Here is a 15,785-nt window from a genome sequence, read left to right as displayed (position 1 = left end):
CTCATGCGAAGGCCTCCACCCGCACGCCCGCTTCCTCCAGCCCGCGCCGGACCCTGCGGGCCAGCTCCACCGCGCCGGGCGTGTCGCCGTGCAGACACAGGGAACGCGCGCGTACCTCGACGGAGGACCCCGTGCGGGAGGTGACCCGGCCGAGGCGGGCCAGGCCCACCGACCGTGCCACGACGGCGTCCGGGTCGGCGACCACGGCTCCGGCCTGGGCACGCGGCACGAGCGTGCCCTCGTCGGTGTACGCCCGGTCCGCGAAGGCCTCCGGGACGGCCCGCAGCCCCGCCTTACGGGCCAGCTCCAGCAGGCGCGAGCCCGGCAGCCCGAGCACGGGCAGCGCGGCGCCGGCCAGGAGCACCCCGTCGACCACCGCGGCGGCCTGTTCCGCGTCGTGCACGATCCGGTTGTAGAGCGCGCCGTGCGGCTTCACGTATGCCACGCGCGCGCCCGCCGCCCGGGCGAACACCTCCAGGGCGCCGATCTGGTACGCCACCTCGGCGGCCAGTTCGGCCGCGGGCACGTCCATGGCGCGCCGCCCGAATCCGGCCAGGTCCCGATAGGAGACCTGGGCGCCGATCGCCACGCCGCGCCCGGCCGCCAGCTCGCACACCCGCCGCATGGTGGGCGCGTCCCCGGCGTGGAAGCCACAGGCCACGTTGGCGCTGGTGACGACGGACAGCAATCCCTCGTCGTCGGTCAGCCGCCAGTGCCCGAAGCCCTCGCCGAGGTCGGCGTTCAGATCGATCGCGGTCGTCGCGGTCGTCGCGGTCATGGTTCCTTCGTACCTCCTTTTCAGGCCACGCGGTACTGCTCGTCGCGGGCGTCGGTGAGGAACATCTGTCCCGGGGCGTGGGTGAGGGCGAACGGCGGGCGCGAGGCCGTCACCGCGGCCTGCGGGGTCACTCCACAGGCCCAGAACACCGGGATGTCGTCCGGCGCGGCGTCCACGGCGTCGCCGAAGTCGGGCCGTCCGAGGCCGTCGATGCCCAGTCCCGACGGATCGCCGCAGTGTACGGGGCTGCCGTGCACCGCCGGGAGCAGACTGCTCTCCCGGATCGCCGCCGCGAGGTGCTGCGGCGGCACCGGACGCATGGACACCACCAGCGGGCCGTGCAGCCGCCCCGCGGGCCGGCACTGACGGCTCGTCACATACATCGGGACGTTGCGCCCCTGCTCCAGGTGCCGGATCGGGACGCCGGCTCCGGACAGCGCCCACTCGAAGGTGAAGCTGCAGCCGATGAGGAACGACACCAGGTCGTCACGCCAGTACGCGCGCGCGTCCGTCGGCTCGGCCACCAGCTCGCCGTCCTGCCAGACCCGGTAGCGCGGCAGATCGGTGCGCAGGTCGGCGCCCTCGGCCAGGACCGTCGTCCAGGAGCCGGCGTCGGTGACGTCGAGGACGGGACAGGGCTTCGGATTGCGCTGGCAGAACAGCAGCATGTCGTACGCCCAGTCCGCGGGCACCGAGATCAGATTGACCTGGGTGTGGCCCGCCGCGACCCCGGCCGTGGGGCCCGCCAGACCCGCCCGGAAGCGGGACCGGGCCATGGCGGGGCTCCACGCGTACGCGTGCTCGTCGACGACGGTGACGGGACGGTCCGCGCCGCGAGGAGGACGGCCGTCCTCCGTGCGAAGGAGAGGGGGACGGCGGTCCTGAGTGAGGATCGGACGGTTCACAGCAGCTCCTTGCCGCGCGTCTCCGGCAGTCCCAGCAGCGCGAGGGCGGCGATCGCGTACCCGATCGCACCGAAGACCAGCGCGCCGCCCACACCCCAGCTGTCGGCCAGGAAACCGACCGTGGTGGGGAAGACGGCGCCCACGGCGCGGCCGGTGTTGTAGGTGAAGCCCTGTCCGGTGCCGCGCAGGGCAGTGGGATACAGCTCGCTGAGGTAGGAGCCGAAGCCGCTGAAGATCGCCGACATGCAGAACCCGAGCGGGAAACCGAGCACGAGCAGCAGGGTGTCCGCGCCGCTCGGGATGTTCGCGTACGCCAGGATGCACACCGCCGACAGCAGGGCGAACAGCCAGATGTTGCGGCGCCGGCCCAGCCGGTCGGTGAGATAGCCGCCGGTCAGGTAGCCGAGGAAGGCGCCCGAGATCAGGAAGGTCAGATAGCCGCCGGTGCCGACCACCGACAGACCGCGCTCCGACTTCAGGTACGTCGGCACCCAGGTCGCCAGGGTGTAGTAGCCGCCCTGCACACCCGTGGAGAGCAGGCCCGTGAAGAGCGTCGTGCGCAGCAGCGGACCCTTGAAGATCGCCGGGAACGAGCCCTTCTCGGCGTTCTGCCGCCGTGCCGCCGTGGCCTCCGGCGCGTCCTGCACCCGGCGCCGCATCCAGACGACGAGCAGCGCGGGCAGGGCGCCCGTCCAGAACATCACGCGCCAGGCCACGTCGTCGCCGAAGAACGAGAAGACCAGCGTGTACACGAGCGCCGCGAGGCCCCAGCCGACGGCCCACGAGCTCTGGATCGCGCCGAGCGTGCGCCCCCGGTGCTTCGCGCTGGAGTACTCGGCGACCAGGATCGCGCCGACCGCCCACTCGCCGCCGAAGCCGAGGCCCTGCAGCGAGCGGAAGACCAACAGGGTCTCGTAGTTGGGCGCGAAGCCGCAGGCGACGGTGAAGACGGCGTACGTGATCACCGTGATCATCAGGGCCTTGACCCGGCCGATCCGGTCCGCCAGGACGCCCGCGACGGCGCCGCCGACCGCGGAGGCGACCAGGGTGACGGTGGTGAACAGGCCGGTCTGGCCGCTGTCCAGACCGAAGTACGCCGCCAGCGCGACCATGCTCAACGGCAGCGTGAAGTAGTCGTAGGAGTCGAGGGCGTAGCCGCCGAAGGCGCCGGCGAAGGCGCGGCGGCCGCGCGGACCGAGGGCGCGCAGCCAGGCCAGCGCGCCGTCGTCGGGGGCGGGTCCGGCCGTCCCTGGGCGTACCTCGGTGGTGGGGGCCTTCGGTGGACGGGTTGTGCTCATGGGGCACCTCGCTGGGGGATGACGGAGGGTGCTGGGACTGAGCCGTGCCGTGCGGGAGGCGGGTCGCCGTGGTGGGGACGCGGCGCTGCCATGGAAAGGAAGGTAGAGGATCGTTGAACGATCCTTCAATACCCGTGTTGTTTCGTTCTCGTGTCTGCGGTTGAATTCCGGGCATGGCAGAGCAGCTGGCGGGACTGGCCGACGACCGCGCCCTCCTGGGCCGTACAAGCACGGCCGAACGGGTTTCGGACATCCTCAGAAGCCGCATCGCCGAGGGCTACTTCCCGCCGGGGACACGGCTGTCGGAGGACAGCATCGGCGGGGCGCTCGGGGTCTCCCGCAACACGCTGCGCGAGGCGTTCCGGCTGCTCACCCATGAGCGCCTGCTGGTCCACGAGTTGAACCGCGGGGTGTTCGTCCGGGTCCTGACCGTCGAGGACGTCGAGGACATCTACCGCACGCGCACGCTCGTCGAGTGCGCCGTCGTGCGGGGGCTGGGCGAGCCGCCCTACCCGCTGGAGGGCCTTCGGGCGGCCGTCACGGAGGGACAGCTGGCGGCCGTCGAGAATGACTGGAAAGGACTGGGCACCGCCAACATCCACTTCCACCGGGAACTGGTCGCCCTGGCCGGAAGCGTCCGCACCGCCGAGCTGATGAACAGTGTCTTCGCCGAGCTGCGCCTCGCCTTCCACGTCGTCGACGATCCGCGTCGACTGCACGAGCCGTACCTGCAGCGGAACCGCCAGATCCTCCAGGCCCTGGAGGCGCGGGACGCGAAGGAGGCCGAACGGCTGCTGGTCGTCTACCTGGCCGACTCGCTCGAACGCGTGGTCGACGCCTACCGGGGAAGGGTCGAGGGCGACAGCGCCCCGTAGCGGCGCGAGCCCGAAGAACACCTGGTGGTGGCCTGTCCGACCGCCGGAGGCGATAGGCGTCGTTTGGGTCGATGTCAGACCGAGGACCTAGTCTGTGCACCGTGACTTCGCCTGCTTCGACGGACCGTGTTCCGCCCCAGCTCAGCGCGGGGCCGCGACCCGCTCTGGGCCCGGCCGCCGACGAGGGCCTGGCGCGGCGGCTGCGCGCGCTCGCCTGCACCGCGCCGATCCACGACCTCGACGTGCGCAAAGCCAATCTCGCGGGTGAGTACTCGGTCTACGGCATGGCGGAGATCGCCCTCGCCGCCATCGACCTCGTCACGCTCAACATGGACTTCGACACCGGCGCCGACCACGACCAGATAGTGGCCCGTCTCCTGCCGCGCATCGCCGCACAGGCCCCGCAGCGGTCCGTCGCCGAGCACGAGCGGGTGGCCCGCTGGGTCCTGGAGAACCTGATCAACGTCGGCAGCGTCGACCGCGGCTTCCGCGCCGCGTACGGCACCTTCGCGCCGGACGGCACCTATGTGCGCCGCGACTACGACTTCAAGCTGATCGAGGAAGTCCCCGGCTACGGCGGCGTGGTCTACCTCCGGACGACCGACGAGGCGGTCAACGTCCTCGTCGGCGCCCTCGACACCGATGTGACCAGCGCGCAGATCGCCGCCGAGGTCAAGCTCGAAGTGCTCATCCGGCGCGGCCGCCTCGCCGACGCCCAGCTGGCCGCCGAGCAGGCCCGCTACCGGACCGTGCAGTACTCGGAGACGCTGCGCCGCGCCCTGGAGGCGACCCGGCGCAATGTGCGCGCGGTGGACTGGCTCAACGCGGTGCCCGACATGATCGCCGAGGCCCTCGACCACGTCGCCGACCGCTACCGCCACGAGAACGCGATCCTCACCAACATCCGCAAGGCACGGGACGAGATCGAGGACGCGGAGAACAAGCGGCGCGCCGCCGAGCTCGTCGACATCGTCAAGGACTGCATCCGCCGGCACACGCAGCTGCAGTCCCGGCTGCTGGAGGCCGGCCCGCTGTTCCGCGCCGAACAGGACCGGCAGGCCTTCGCCACGCCGATGACCTCGTCCGGGATCGACCTCTACGGACATCTCGTCGCGCCCGTGCTGCCGCTGCCCCTGGAGCAGGCGGTCCGGGTCACCGACGCCTTCTTCGCGCGCGGGACCGGGCTGCGCACACCGGTGTCCGTGCGGGTGGGCGACCTCGTCGACCTGCTGCTGACCCCGCCCGTGGAGCGCGAGCACCTGGGCGCGGAGATGCCGGAGCCGGACCTCATCGCGACGCCGGACGACAGCCGGTTCAGCGAGGAGCAACTGGCCGCGGCGACGGAACTGCTGGATCTGCCGGCCGACGCGCCGCGCCGACTGTCCGGGCTCCTCGCCGAGGCGCGCAGACGGGACGCGGATCTGCCGTACCTGGTGGCCCTGTTGGCGGTGCACGCGGCCAGCCCGGCGGTCGGCACCGCCTACCGGCAGGGCGAGCAGAAGCTGGTGTTCGCCGTGGACGACGGCACGGAGCTGGACGACCCCGAGTTCGGCGGAGCCGACCTCATCGTCGGCACCGCCCTGCTGGACGCCGCGGGGATGGCGGCCGACCGCACGGAGGCGGCATGAGCGGCACCGGAAACCGAACGAACGAGCGTGCGATCGGCAACGAGCGCGCGAGCAGCGACGAGCGTGAGACCAACGAAGAGCACGTGAGCATCAAAGAGCACATGAGCAGCAACGAGCGCGTGAGCAGCAAGGAGCCGAAGCCGTGACCGAGCACGTCGAGTGGAGTGACACGGAGGTCGCCGCCCCGGCGGCGCACGCCCCCGTCACCCCCGCCGACGCCGCCGACGCGGCGCGGCTCGTCGCCTTCGGGCTGCAGCCCAAACTGCAGCCCGCGCGGGACCAGGAGTACGCGGAACTGCTGCGGCGCCACCGGGAGGACCCGGCGTTCGCCCGGCTCGCCGACGCGGTCGCCGCCGGGCTCGGCCTGATCGTGCTGGAGGTGTCCCCGCGCGCGGGGATGGCGGTGACCGCTGCCGAGGACTCGGTGTTCGCCGTGCGGATGGGGGACTACGCGCGTCGCACGTCCGCCGACGGCGGCGACCGGTTCCTGCACGGGCTCGCCCATCTCGCCGTCGCCGCGATGGCCTTCCCCCGGCCCGAGGACCTGGCCGACGACGGATACATCGGGCGGGTCAGCGTCAACGGAGTCGACGCCTTCGTGCGCCAGGCCTGCCGTCGGCTGGAGGAGCGGGCGGAGGAACAGGGCGAGAACACCGACCCCGCGACCGACGCGCCCGGCCTGGAGGCCGCCTGGCGGATCTGGACCAGACGCAGCGCCACCGGCGCGACCAAGGACGCGCGCAGACTCGCCGGTTCGACGACCGGCATCGTCGGCAAGGCCGTCGCCTTCCTCACCGACTCCGGATTCCTGCAGCGGACCGGCGACGACAACGGCGGCACCTACCGGACGACCGCCCGCTACCAGCTCCAGGTGCGCGACATGGCCGGCAGCGCCGCCATGGCTGAGCTGCTGGAGCTGGGCGTCGTCCCGGTCACCGACGGCGCGCCGACCCTGTTGCCCGCCGAGGAGACCGACGACCTGGAACTGGTGTCCGACGCCAGCCTGCCCTTCCACTCGTAGAGCCCCAAGGCTCCTCCCTCCACGCCCCCCGATCTGTCGAAGACCGAAGACCGAAGACTTACGAGAGTCCGCCATGTACGAGCTGTCCCGGGTCCGCCTCTACTCCATCGGGCCTGCCGGTGCGCGCTACGCCGACACCGTGCTTGACCTGCGGGGTGTGGGCGACATCGTGCCCGACCCCGCCCCCACACAGGCGGAGTTCTTCGAAGAGGAGCCCGTCGGCCCGCCGCGCCGGCCCGCGCCCGCGGGCGTGCTCTTCCTGGAGAACGGCGGCGGCAAGTCCGTCCTGCTCAAGCTGATCTTCTCCGTGATGCTGCCGGGACACCGCAACACCCTCGGCGGCGCCAGCTCCGGCGTGCTGCGCAAGTTCCTGCTCGCCGACGACTGCGGGCACGTGGCGCTGGAGTGGCAGCACGTGCTCACCGGTGAGTGCGTCGTCGTCGGCAAGGCGAGCGAGTGGCGCGGACGCCAGGTGTCCAACGACCCACGGAAGTTCGCGGAAGCCTGGTACTCGTTCCGCCCCGGGCCCGGGCTGAGCCTGGACAACCTGCCCGTCGCCGAGTCCACCGCCGTGCGCCCGCCCGTCGAGGGCGCCTCCGGGGCGCACGGGCGGCGGCGCACCATGAAGGGGTTCCGGGACGCCATCACCGAGGCGGGGAAGGCGTATCCGCACCTGGAGGTGCACTGGGAGGAGATCCACGACCGCTGGGTCGAGCACCTCACCGAACTCGGCCTCGACCCCGAACTCTTCCGCTACCAGCGGGAGATGAACGCCGACGAGGGCGAGGCCGCCGGCCTCTTCGCGGTCAAGAAGGACTCCGACTTCACCGACCTGCTGCTGCGCGCGGTGACCGACACCCGCGACACCGACGGGCTCGCCGACCTGGTCAGCGGCTTCGGCAACAAGCTGGGCCGCCGCGCCGAGCTGATCGCCGAACGGGACTTCACCGCCGGGTCGGTGGACCTCCTCGGGCGGATCGTCGAGGCCGCCGAGGCCCGCTCACGCGCGCGTGACGTACACGCCGGCGCCGAGCGCCGCACCCGCGCGCTGGCACGACGGCTCACCGCGCGAGGCGGGCAGGAGAAGACACGGGCCGGTGACCTCGCCCAGCGCGTCACGGCCGCCGCCTACGCCGTCACCCACTCCGAGAGCGCACGCGAGCGCAGCGCGCTGATCGCCGCCGAACTCGCCTTCCGGCATGCCTCACTGGCGCTCGCCGCCGCGGAGAAGTCCGCCGCCGCGCAGAAGCGCGAACTCGCCGACGCCCGCACCCTGCACGCCGCCTGGCAGGCTGCCGAGGCCGTGCTGCGCCACCGCGCCGCCGCGGACCGCGTCGCGCGCGTCTCCGCCGCGATCCAGGAGGCCGAGCGCGACGCCGCTCCCGCGCTCGCCGCCCGCGCCAGGGCCGCCGTCGATCTCGTCCGGGCCCTGCACGCGGCCGCGGAGCGCGCCGAGACCCTGGCCAACGAGGAGGAGGAGCGCTCGGCGGCACTCCAGGAGGTCGGCGAGTCCGCGCACCGGGACGCGACCTCCGCCGCCACCGACGCCCAGCGCGCGCGCAGCGAGGTCGGACACCTGCGCCAACGCCTCTCCGAGGTCGAGCAGGAGACCGCCGAGGCCGTCCGCGCGGGCTGGCTCGACGACAGCGCACCCGACGCGGACCCCGCCCGCGCGGCCCTCGCCGCCAGCGACGCCGAGAAGACGGCCGTCGCCGCCTGGGACACCGCCCGCGAGGCCTCACGCCGGGCCGGCGAGCACGCGCGCGAGGCCGCCTCCGCCGAGTCCCGCGCCGAACTCACCGCGGCCCGGGCCGCGGACGCCGCGACGGCCGGGCGACGGTCCTACGACGCCGAGCGGCGGCTCGCCGAGTCCCTGGCCGGCGAGGAGCGCCTCGCGGAGCTCCTCGGGCTGACCGGCGGCGGCGCGCGGCGGCCGATTCCGCAGCCCCGGCAGGACGGCGAACCGCAGGACGGCCCCTCGCTGACCCCCGAGGACCTGGACCGCTGCGCCGACGACCTGCGCGAACTCCTCGACGACGCCGTCTCCTCCGCCGAACGGCAGCTCTTCGAGCTGCGCACCGCCGCCGCCGACGACTCCCGCATCCTCGGCGCGCTCGGCGACGGCGGACTGCTGCCGCCCGGCCCGGACGTGCTGGCCACCGTCGAGTTCCTCGGCGAGCACGGCATCCCCGCGCTGCCCGGCTGGCGCTACCTCGCCCAGGCCGTCGACCCCGCCGACCACGCGCGCGTGCTCGCCGCCCGGCCCGAACTCGTCGACGGCGTGATCATCACCGATCCCGACTCGCACGCACGCGCGCGTGAGGCGCTCGGCGACGCCGCGCTCCTGCCGCGCTCGGCCGTCGCCGTCGGCACGGCCGCCGCCCTGCTCGCACCGACACCACCGGCCCATGCTCACAGCGACGACGTCTTCCTCGTCCCGCCGAACCCCGCCATGCACGACGAGCGCGCCGCCGACGACGAACGGCAGGCGCTGCGCGCCCGGGCGACCGAACGGGACGAGGACATCCGCCGGCTCGCCGCGCGGCTCGGCAAGGACCGTGAGCTGGCGGCGCGGCTCGCTTCCTGGCGTACCGGCTGTCCGGCCGGGCGGCTCGCCGAACTGGCCCAGGCCGCCGGGGAGGCGCGCGCCTTCGCCGAGGAGTCCGAGGCCGAGCTGGCCGAGGCCCGCACCGTGCGCGCGGAGGCCGACGAGACCGCCGCCGAAGCCGCCCAGCTGCGTGACGAGCGCCAGGAGGCCGCGCAGAAGGCCCGGCGTGCCGCCGACGCCCTCGCCGGGCTCGCCTTCCGGCTGCGCGAGCGCGCCGGCTGGCAGGTCAAGGTACGTGAACTCGCCGACGAGGCCGCCGAGTCGGAGGCCCGCGCCCAGTCCTGCCTGGAGCGCGCCCGCGCCGCCGACGAGGACCGGCGCGGCGCCCAGCGAGCCGCCGACGACGCCCGCCGCACCGCGCGTGCGCTGCGCGCCGAACGTGCCGAGATCGCCGGAGCCCCCGACGACGTGCCGGCGCAGGCCGCAGACGCCGCCCAGTCCTCCCTGCCTGCCCTCCGCGAGGCCTACCGGGCAGCCTCCCAGCTGTACGAGAAGGTCGGCGTCGGCGCCGATCTGCGCGCCGAGCAGGCCCGCGCCGAGAGTGACGAGAGCGGGGCCCGCACCGAACTCGACCGGCTCAGCAACAAGGTCCGCACCCGCGCGGAACTGCTGCTGCAGTCGCCCGACGGCTCCGACGGGCCCTCCCGGCAGGCCGCCGCCGCGCGCGCGGAGGAGCTGGTGCAGCTCCTGGAGACCCGCGTCTCCACCTCGAGCGAGCAGCTCGGACGGCTGCGCGGCGAGGCCGAGCGGCACGCGCCCGAGGACGGCGAGGCCCACACCGAGCTGACCGAGGAGCTCCAGCCGCGCGACGCCGAACACGCCCAGGCCCTGCTGCGCACGGCGACCGCCGAACTCGCCTCCCGCACCGACGCGTTGAGCCAGGCCCGCGACGCCCACGCCGAACTCCTGGCCGCCCACCGCGCCGCCGAGGACGCGGCCGGCGGCTTCGACGAGATCGCCGCGATGCTCCGCGACCTGCTGCGTGAGCACCCGCCCGAGGACGAGCAGGAGGAGCCGGAGCCCTACCCCGGCACCCTGGAGGAGGCCCGCCAGTCGGCCGCCGAGGCCCGCCGCTCACTGCGCGGCTGCGCCGCCGACCTGTCCGCCGCGGAGTCGGCCGTGCGCGAGGCCGGAGACATCCTCGTACGGCACGCCAACTCCACCCGCTACGAGCAGGTCCGCACCCCGGCCCGCCAGCAGATCCGCGAGCTGCCCGCCTCTGCGCTGCCGGAGCACGCCCAGAAGTGGGCCGACGCCTTCGCGCCCCGACTCCGTGTCCTCACCGACGAGTTGGCCCAGCTGGAGCGCAACAGGGACTCGATCGTGGACCGGCTGCGGGGCCTCGTGGAGTCCGCGCTCGCCACCCTGCGCTCGGCCCAGCGGCTCTCCCGGCTGCCCGAGGGCCTCGGAGAGTGGTCCGGGCAGGAATTCCTGCGCATCCGCTTCGAGGAGCCCGATCAGGCCACTCTCACCGAGCGCCTCGGCGAGGTCATCGACGAGGCGACCCGGGCGGCCGTGAAGAAGAACTCCGACTTGCGGCGCGACGGCATGTCGCTGCTGCTGCGCGGCGTCGGCGCGGCTCTCCAGCCCAAGGGCGTCGCCGTCGAGATCCTCAAACCGGACGCCGTCCTGCGCGCCGAGCGCGTCCCCGTCGGCCAGATGGGCGACGTGTTCTCCGGCGGCCAGCTGCTCACCGCGGCCATCGCCCTGTACTGCACGATGGCTGCGCTCAGGAGCAACGACCGGGGCCGGGACAAGCACCGCTACGCCGGCACACTGTTCCTCGACAACCCCATCGGGCGTGCCAACGCGACCTATCTGCTGGAACTCCAGCGCGCGGTCTCGGACGCCCTGGGTGTGCAGCTCCTCTACACCACCGGCCTGTTCGACACGACGGCGCTGGCGGAGTTCCCGCTGGTCATCCGGCTGCGCAACGACGCCGACCTCCGCGCGGGCCTGAAGTACATCAGCGTCGAGGAACACCTCCGGCCGGGCCTGCCGCAGCCGGCGCCGGCCGCCGAAGGCGACGCGGCCCAGGTGCACAGCGAGATCACGGCGACCCGGATGTTCAAGCGACCGGCATAGCCCCGGCCGATCCGGGTCGCCCGCCCCGACCAGCTCGACGAGGTGGACGGCGCCCGCCTCTCCCCACCACGGGGAGGAGACGGGCGAGCCCGGCCCAGGAAGCGAGGGGACCGCACCGCGCGCGGTGGCGCGGTCCCGTGACTCGCTTCAGGAGCCGTCGATCCACCTCAGGAGTGGGACAGCTGTCCGGTGCCCTGCGTGCGTATCCGCTCGTGCGTCCGCTCGGTGGCCCGCGCCTGCCGTCGCGCCCGGCGGCGCTCGCGGCGCAGCGACCGCGCGGTGCTGCTCGGCGTCGACACCACACCGTTGCGCTGATTCCACACCTGCCGCGTCACCCAGATGTCGAGCGCGCCCCACGTGGCCAGCACCGTGCTGACCACACTGCTGATCACCATGGGGAAGGCCAGCCAGGACCCGGCCAGGGTGCACAGGAAGGCGACCATCGCCTGAATCAGCGTCACGGCGATGATGAGCACCGCTCGTACGGCCGCCGTGCGCACCGGGTCGGGCATCCGCCGTCGGCGCGCGGGCTCCTCCACCCACAACGGCCGGTAGGCCGCCCGCTCCCGTCCTTTCACGGAGGCACCGCCGACGCCGGTGTCACCGCTGCGCCGGACGCCTTCCCGCGTGGCTGCGACGGCGCCCGAGGCTGCCGGGACGGCGCGGCCGGGCGACTCGCGCCTGACCGCCGGAAGGTCGCGCCGCTCCGCTGTCACGTGCCCGTTCCCAGGAATGCCGCGTTCAGCTGCCTCGGGATCCCGCAACGCTGTACCGCGCGCCGTTGCACCCTCCTCGGGTGCCCCGCGCCGCTCCGCCGTGCCCATCACCGTGTCACTCCCCACCGCCGACAGACCGCTTGCCTCCGGGTCGAAGACCCGGCTCCCCAGTGGCTGCCCGGCTTGCGCTGATTTACGCCGCCCAGGTGCGGCATACGGCTCGTGTGGCCGATTCCGCCCCCAATTCCCAATGAGTAGGACGAACGACGTGCCCCGAAGATTCCCAAGTTGCGAAAAATTCTGGCCAACTCGTTTGCACGGCCGATCGGTTCCGGCCGGGCCCGGCCGACCGGAATCAGGGAGGGAACCTCCCGCATTGCCCGGACAACACACCATGTCTCGCCCTCGGTACGGAGGTTCAGCTTCCGGACAGCTCTTCGAGTTAACTGTGTGTCGGTAGTAGGCTCACGCCGTTTGTTGACGCACATGCGTACCCCCCACCGGTGGGGGTTCGAGCTGGGGGAGGCCATGCGCTTTCGCGGGAAGTCCATCCGCCGGAAGATCGTGGCGCTGCTTCTCGTGCCGCTGGTGTCTCTGACCGTCATCTGGGGCTTCGCCACGGTACTCACAGGACGCGAGGCGGGCCGCCTGTTCACCGTGTCGTCCCTGGTCGAGAACGTCGGCTACCCCATCGAGGACACCGTCCGCGTCGTCCAGCAGGAACGCCGCCAGACCCTGGTCTACCTCGCCGACCCTCGTGCCTCCGACGCACTCTCCGCACTGCGCAGCACCCGGACCGCCACCGACGAGGCGCTCGCCGAGATCCGCGGCAACGCCCAGGACCCCGATGTACGCGACGTCCTCGACCAGGACGACGGCGAGGGCCTGACCGCCGTGCTCGACGCCTTCGAGGGCGTCGACTCCCTGCGCCGCAGTGTCGAGGAAGGCACCGTCACCCGAGCCCAGGCCCTCGACCTCTACACGCAGTTGATCGACCCGTGCTACGCCCTGCTGGCCAGGCTGGACGTGGTCGACAGCGTGGAGATGGACAAGCAGTACCGAGCGCTCGTCAGCGTCGCCCGCGCCCGTGAGCTGCTGTCCCAGGAGGACGCGCTGCTCGGGTCCGCCCTGGTCGTGGGCCGCCTCAGCAGCGAGGAGATCCGCGACGTCTCCGATCTCGCGGCCCAGCGGGAGGTGGTCTACGAGATCAGCCTCGCCCAGCTGCCCACCGCGGAACGCGAACGCTACGAGAGCTTCTGGAAGAACGCCACCACCGCCCCGCTGCGCACGGTCGAACAGGCCGTCGTCGCCGCCACGCCCGGCGACCTCCCCCGGGGCGCCAGCGCCAAAAATTGGGACACCGCGGCCGGAAACGTCCTCGACGAGCTCGGCGCATTGGACCAACAGGCCAACGACCGCTATCAGAACCGCGTCCGGCCGGTGGCGATCGAGGTCATCGTCCAGGCCATCTTCGCGGGCGTCTTCGGCCTGATAGCCCTGCTCGTCTCCCTCGTCCTGTCCGTACGCATCGGCCGCGGCCTCATCCGCGATCTGCGCCAGCTGCGGCTGGAGGCCCACGAGGCGTCCGGCGTCCGGCTGCCGAGCGTCATGCGCCGGCTGTCCGCCGGCGAGCAGGTCGACGTCGAGACCGAAGTGCCGCTGCTGGAATACGACAAGAACGAGATGGGCGAGGTCGGCCAGGCCCTCAACACCCTCCAGCGCGCCGCCGTCGAAGCCGCCGTCAAACAGGCCGAGCTGCGCTCCGGAGTCTCCGAGGTGTTCGTCAACCTCGCCCGCCGCAGCCAGGTTCTGCTGCACAAGCAGCTCACCCTGCTCGACACCATGGAACGCCGCACCGAGGACACCGAGGAGCTCGCCGACCTCTTCCGCCTCGACCACCTCACCACCCGCATGCGCCGACACGCCGAGGGCCTGGTGATCCTCTCCGGCGCCGCTCCCTCCCGGCAGTGGCGCAAACCCGTCCAGCTCATGGACATCGTGCGCGCCGCGGTCGCCGAGGTCGAGGACTACGAACGCATCGAGGTCCGCCGCCTGCCACGCCTCGCGGCCACCGGCCCGGCCGTCGCCGACCTCACCCACCTGGTGGCCGAACTCCTGGAGAACGCCACCGTGTTCTCCCCGCCGCACACCGCCGTCCAGGTGTTCGGCGACCGGGTCGCCAACGGCTTCACCCTCGAGATCCACGACCGCGGCCTCGGCATGGCGCCCGAAGCCCTCCTGGAAGCCAACCTCCGGCTCGCCGAGACCCCGGAATTCGAACTGTCCGACACCGACCGCCTCGGGCTCTTCGTCGTCAGCCGACTCGCCCAGCGGCAGAACGTCCGCGTCTCTCTCCAGCCCTCCCCGTACGGCGGGACGACCGCCATCGTCTTCATCCCCGACGCCCTGCTGACCGACGACGTCCCCGACACCAACGGCATCGGATTCCGCCTCGACCGCCCCCGCCCTCCGAAGGACGCCGAGTCGACGGAGGCGCGCAGGCCCGCACTCTCCCCGGCCTCGGTCCAGCTTCCCGGAGTGCCCGCCACGCTGCTCGACGGTCCGGTCGAGCTGGAGGCCCCCGTCGGCCTGGACGCCCTCGGTGGCTTCCCGGCCACCCTGGACGAGGAAGACGACGACCACGGCGGCCTCTTCCGCCCCCGCCGCTCCCTCACCCGCGGCCCCGAGGACGAACCGGCCGCAGGCACCATCGACCCGCACCGCAGGCTGTCCGACAGCCCCGGCGAACCCGGCGGGTCCGGCACCGACGACCCCGAAGCCCCTGTCCCGCTGCTGCCCGGCCGCCGCGCCCCCAAGCTGGTCAGTTCGCACGGTCGCCCGGTCCCGGAACAGCGGCTCCGGCGTGCGGAGACGGACGCGGAGCCCCCGGCCCGGCCCGGACCCCGCGGCATGGAGACCGAAGGGCCGGCGCCTCTGCCGTCCCGCCGCCGCGGCATGGCCGCCCAGATACCCCACAGCGGCGGCGCGATCGAGCGCCCCGCGCTGCCGGGTCCGGAGCAGCCCGGCCGCGGTGCGGAACAGCCTGCTCAGCCCCCCGTCCTCCCACGGCGCACGCGGCAGACCGCGGCCCGCCCCGGCGGTCCGATCGACCCAGCCGAGCGCGCCGACACCGCGTCCGCCCCGGCAGGAGCCGGCGCCCGGAGCCAGGGAAGCGCGGCTCATGACACCGGCTCCGGCACAGGAGCGCTGCCGCGGCGCGTGCGGCAGGCGAACCTGGCCCCACAGCTGAGACAGGGCCCGGCTCCGCGCACCGAGAACCGAGCCGACCCCGCAGACCGGGACGCCGACGAGGTACGCAGCCGGATGGCCTCGCTCCAGCGCGGCTGGCAGCGCGGCCGTGTAGAGAACGCCGCGGGCGATGACGCCCACAGCGGCACAGCACCACAAGGAACGAACAAGGGGGACGGTCGATGACCGCACCGAAGGCGACTGGCGAAAGCACCACCGGCAACGGCGAGCTGAACTGGCTCCTCGACGAACTCGTCGACCGCGTCGCCAGCATCCGCAAGGCGGTAGTCCTCTCCGGCGACGGCCTTGCGACGGGGGTGTCCAGAGACCTGACCCGGGAGGACGGCGAGCACCTGGCCGCCGTCGCCTCCGGATTCCACAGCCTCGCCAAGGGCGTCGGCCGCCATTTCGAGGCCGGCAGCGTCCGCCAGACCGTCGTCGAGCTCGACGACGCCTTTCTGTTCGTCACGGCCGCCGGTGACGGCAGCTGCCTCGCCGTCCTCTCGGACGCCGACTCGGACGTAGGGCTCGTGGCCTACGAGATGACGCTCCTCGTCAAGCGGGTCGGCGTACATCTGGGCACCTCCCCACGCACCGATCTGCCCGCAGGCGGGTAGTGGGA

At 73.1% G+C, this 15,785-nt stretch carries 11 protein-coding genes; 7 read left to right on the top strand and 4 right to left on the bottom strand.

Annotated features, from left to right (window positions below; translation table 11 throughout):
* Position 1: 1 nt before the first annotated feature.
* Genes ACWCPF_RS22710 through ACWCPF_RS22700 form a run of 3 tightly spaced genes read right to left on the bottom strand, consistent with a single transcriptional unit; the run spans position 2 to position 2,981 of the window.
* Positions 2-778, bottom strand: coding sequence for a LamB/YcsF family protein (locus ACWCPF_RS22710; protein WP_451046874.1), 777 nt, complete (start codon positions 776-778; stop codon positions 2-4).
* Between the two features lie 20 nt (positions 779-798).
* On the bottom strand, positions 799-1,671 hold the full coding sequence (locus ACWCPF_RS22705) for a putative hydro-lyase (protein WP_451046987.1): 873 nt from the start codon (positions 1,669-1,671) through the stop codon (positions 799-801).
* An 8-nt stretch (positions 1,672-1,679) separates the two neighbouring features.
* Positions 1,680-2,981: an MFS transporter gene (locus tag ACWCPF_RS22700; RefSeq protein WP_451046873.1), complete on the bottom strand. Its 1,302-nt coding sequence runs from the start codon at positions 2,979-2,981 to the stop codon at positions 1,680-1,682.
* A 173-nt stretch (positions 2,982-3,154) separates the two neighbouring features.
* On the opposite strand from ACWCPF_RS22700, the gene ACWCPF_RS22695 reads away from it, so the two are divergent.
* From ACWCPF_RS22695 to ACWCPF_RS22675, 5 genes are all read left to right on the top strand, one after another.
* Complete coding sequence (locus ACWCPF_RS22695) at positions 3,155-3,856, top strand: GntR family transcriptional regulator (RefSeq protein ID WP_451046872.1); 702 nt, start codon at positions 3,155-3,157, stop codon at positions 3,854-3,856.
* Positions 3,857-3,957: 101 nt separating this feature from the next.
* Entirely contained in the window at positions 3,958-5,484 is a 1,527-nt protein-coding gene (locus tag ACWCPF_RS22690; RefSeq protein ID WP_451046871.1) for a hypothetical protein, read from the top strand.
* Positions 5,481-5,630, top strand: a complete 150-nt coding sequence (locus ACWCPF_RS22685) for a hypothetical protein (protein ID WP_451046870.1) — start codon at positions 5,481-5,483, stop codon at positions 5,628-5,630. The genes ACWCPF_RS22690 and ACWCPF_RS22685 overlap by 4 nt, the downstream gene beginning before the upstream one ends.
* Positions 5,627-6,505, top strand: a complete 879-nt coding sequence (locus ACWCPF_RS22680; RefSeq protein WP_451046869.1) for a hypothetical protein — start codon at positions 5,627-5,629, stop codon at positions 6,503-6,505. Before ACWCPF_RS22685 ends, ACWCPF_RS22680 begins: the two co-directional genes overlap by 4 nt.
* 73 nt (positions 6,506-6,578) lie before the next feature.
* Positions 6,579-11,198 carry a hypothetical protein gene (locus tag ACWCPF_RS22675; RefSeq protein ID WP_451046868.1) on the top strand — a complete coding sequence of 1,540 codons (4,620 nt, stop codon included), beginning with the start codon at positions 6,579-6,581 and terminating at the stop codon, positions 11,196-11,198.
* Positions 11,199-11,365: 167 nt separating this feature from the next.
* Here the strand turns inward: ACWCPF_RS22675 and ACWCPF_RS22670 are convergent, their stop codons facing one another.
* Entirely contained in the window at positions 11,366-12,022 is a 657-nt protein-coding gene (locus ACWCPF_RS22670) for a hypothetical protein (RefSeq protein ID WP_451046867.1), read from the bottom strand.
* A gap of 420 nt (positions 12,023-12,442) precedes the next feature.
* On the opposite strand from ACWCPF_RS22670, the gene ACWCPF_RS22665 reads away from it, so the two are divergent.
* Positions 12,443-15,349, top strand: a complete 2,907-nt coding sequence (locus ACWCPF_RS22665; RefSeq protein WP_451046986.1) for a nitrate- and nitrite sensing domain-containing protein — start codon at positions 12,443-12,445, stop codon at positions 15,347-15,349.
* Positions 15,346-15,780 carry a roadblock/LC7 domain-containing protein gene (locus ACWCPF_RS22660; protein WP_351917069.1) on the top strand — a complete coding sequence of 145 codons (435 nt, stop codon included), beginning with the start codon at positions 15,346-15,348 and terminating at the stop codon, positions 15,778-15,780. Before ACWCPF_RS22665 ends, ACWCPF_RS22660 begins: the two co-directional genes overlap by 4 nt.
* The last annotated feature ends 5 nt before the right edge of the window (positions 15,781-15,785 follow it).

This window comes from Streptomyces sp. NPDC001858 (assembly GCF_053594615.1).
This window is presented reverse-complemented; position numbering and strand designations above follow the sequence as displayed.